Here is a 3,172-nt window from a genome sequence, read left to right as displayed (position 1 = left end):
GCGCGGCGCGGACGTCCTCGAGGCCAATGCCGTATTTGTAGAGGGCGGACGGAGTGAGGTCGACGCGCACCGCGGGCAGCGAGCTGCCGCCCACCACGACCTCGCCGATGCCTTCGACCTGCGACAGCTTTTGCGCAAGCACGGTGGAAGCCGCATCGTAGAGGTCGCCGCGCGTGGCCGTGTCTGAGGTCAACGTCAGGATCAGGATCGGCGCGTCCGCCGGATTGACCTTCTTATAAGTCGGGTTGCTCCTGAGACTAGTCGGCAGGTCGGCACGTGCGGCATTGATCGCGGCCTGCACGTCGCGCGCTGCGCCGTTGATGTCGCGGTTCAAGCCGAACTGCAGGGTGATGCGCACCGAGCCGACCGAGCTCTGCGAGGTCATCTCGATGACGTCGGCGATCTGGCCAAGATGACGCTCCAGCGGACTTGCGACCGTCGTGGCCACGTCCTGCGGACTTGCCCCCGGCAAGGTCGCCTGCACCGAAATGGTCGGGAAATCCACCTGCGGCAGCGGCGAGACCGGTAGCTTGAAGAAGGCGACCACGCCCGCCGCCGCCAGCCCGAATGTCAGCAACGTGGTTGCGACTGGCCGGCGGATGAAGGGTGTCGACGGGTCCATGGCTAATGCGACCCGTCTGGTTGGCCGGCGCTGTCAGCACCACCGGCAAAACGGTTCGCCAGCCGGTCGAACCAGAGATAGATCACCGGCGTCGTGAACAGGGTCAGGAGCTGGCTGACCAGCAGGCCGCCGACGATGGAGATGCCGAGGGGATGCCGCAGCTCCGAACCGGCGCCCGTTCCGACCATCAGCGGCAGCGCGCCGAGCACCGCCGCCATGGTCGTCATGATGATCGGGCGGAAGCGCAGCAGGCAGGCCTGATAGATCGCGTCGCGCGGCGACCTCCGTTCGTTGCGCTCGGCGTCGAGCGCAAAATCGATCATCATGATCGCGTTCTTCTTGACGATGCCGATCAGCAAGATGATGCCGATGATCGCGACGATGGTCAGGTCCTGGCCGGCTGCCATCAACGCGAGCAGCGCGCCGATGCCCGCCGACGGCAGCGTCGACAGTATGGTCACGGGGTGGATGAAGCTCTCATACAGCACGCCCAGTACGATGTAGACCGTGACGATCGCGGCCATGATCAGGAAGAGCTGGTTGGACAGCGAGGACTGGAAGGCGAGCGCGGCGCCCTGAAAACTCGTGATCACGCCGAGCGGCTGGCCGATGTCTATCTGCGCCTGTTTGACGGCCGCGACCGCTTCGCCGAGGGAAGCGCCCGGCGCCAGGTTGAACGACACGGTAGCGGACGGAAACTGGCCGAGATGCGAGACCTGCAGCGGCGCGGTCTCTTCCCGCATCTTGGCCATCACCGCGAGCGGAACCGGCGTCGAGCCGACCGAGGACGGGAGATAGATGTCCTTCAGCGACTGCAGCGAGTTTTGCAGCGCCGGATCGGCTTCGAGGATGACCCGATACTGGTTGGAGTTGGTGAAGATGGTCGAGACAATGCGCTGGCCATAGGAATCGTAGAGCGCGTTGTCGACGGTCGCGGGCGTGATGCCGAAGCGGGCGGCCTGGTCGCGGTCGATCTCGACGAACACGGAGAGGCCCTGCGCCGAGATGTCGCTCGCCACGTCACTGAACTGCGGCAGCGTCCGCAGCTTGTCCACCAGCTTTGGCGTCCATTCGGCAAGCTGGGCCGGATCGGCGTCCATCAGGATGAACTGATATTGCGTCTTGCTGACGGTGCCTTCGATGGTGAGATCCTGCACCGGCTGCATGTAGAGCGTGACGCCGGTGAGCGACGCAGTCGCGGTCCTGATCCGCTGCATGACGGTCGCGATGTCCGATTTGCGTTGGTCATGCGGCTTGAGGTTGATCAGGATGCGACCGTTGTTCAGCGTGGTATTGGTGCCGTCCACGCCGATAAAGGATGAGAGGCTCTCGACTTCCGGGTCCTTCACGATGATGCTGGCAAGCTGCTGCTGGCGTTCCGCCATCGCGGCGTAGGACACCGATTGCGGCGCCTCGGAGATCGCCTGGATGACGCCGGAATCCTGCAGCGGAAAGAATCCCTTGGGGATCACGACATAGAGATAGGCCGTGAGGCCGAAGGTGGCGAGCGCGATCAGCAGCACAAAGGTCTGGCGATCGAGCACCCAGCGCAGCATGGCGGCGTAGATGTCGATGATGCGGTCGAAACCCACGCGGCTCCAGCGCTGCAACGCGTTCTCACGTGCGTCCGTTTCGGGCCTCAGCAGTTTTGCGCAGGCCATCGGCACCAGTGTCAGTGACACCACGGCGGAGATCAGGATGGTGACCGAGAGCGTGATCGCGAATTCGCGGAACAGGCGGCCGACCACGTCGCCCATGAACAACAGCGGGATCAGCACCGCGATCAGCGAGACCGTCAGCGAGATGATGGTGAAGCCGATCTGCTCGGAGCCGCGCAGCGCCGCCTGCAGCGGCGACATTCCTTCCTCGATGTAGCGCGAAATGTTCTCGATCACCACGATCGCGTCGTCGACGACAAAGCCCGTGGCGATGGTCAGTGCCATCAGCGACAGATTGTTGAGGCTGAAGCCGAACAGATACATCGCGCCGAGCGTGCCGACCAGCGACAGCGGCACGGACAGGCTCGGGATCAGCGTGGCGCGCGTCGAGCGCAGGAACACGAAGATCACCAGCACGACCAGGATGACGGCGAGCGACAACTCGTATTCGACGTCGCGCACCGAGGCGCGAATCGTGACGGTCCGGTCCGTCAGAATCGCCAGATCGATCGCGGCCGGCAGCGTGGCCTGTAATTGCGGCAGCAGCGCCTTGATGCCATCGACGACCGAGATCACGTTGGCCCCGGGCTGCCGCTGGATGTTGAGAATGATCGCAGGCGTCTCGTTCATCCAGGCGCCGAGCTTGTCGTTCTGCGCCCCGTCAATGACCTCGCCGACATCGGAGAGGCGTACCGGCGAGCCGTTCTTGTAGGCGACGATCAGCGAGCGATAGTCGCTGGCATTTCGGATCTGGTCGTTGGCGTTGATGGTGTAGGCGCGCATCCCGCCGTCGAAATTGCCCTTGGGCGTGTTGACGTTGGCGTTGCCGAGCGTGGTACGGAGGTCGTCGATGTTGAGCCCGTAAGCTGCGAGCTTGCGAATGTCCGCGCGG

General features: G+C 64.1%; 2 protein-coding genes. Both read right to left on the bottom strand.

All coding sequences use genetic code 11. From position 1 onward, the window contains the following. Positions 1 to 622: efflux RND transporter permease subunit (locus tag JOZ76_RS05445; protein ID WP_291697607.1), on the bottom strand; the 622-nt coding region annotated here is incomplete at its 3' end. A gap of 2 nt (positions 623 to 624) precedes the next feature. After that, positions 625 to 3,172: efflux RND transporter permease subunit (locus JOZ76_RS05440; protein WP_291697606.1), on the bottom strand; the 2,548-nt coding region annotated here is incomplete at its 5' end.

This window comes from Bradyrhizobium sp., from assembly GCF_019244115.1.
Classification (GTDB): domain Bacteria; phylum Pseudomonadota; class Alphaproteobacteria; order Rhizobiales; family Xanthobacteraceae; genus Bradyrhizobium.
The sequence above is the reverse complement of the archived record's forward strand: the minus strand, read 5'-3'. Positions and strand labels throughout refer to the sequence as shown.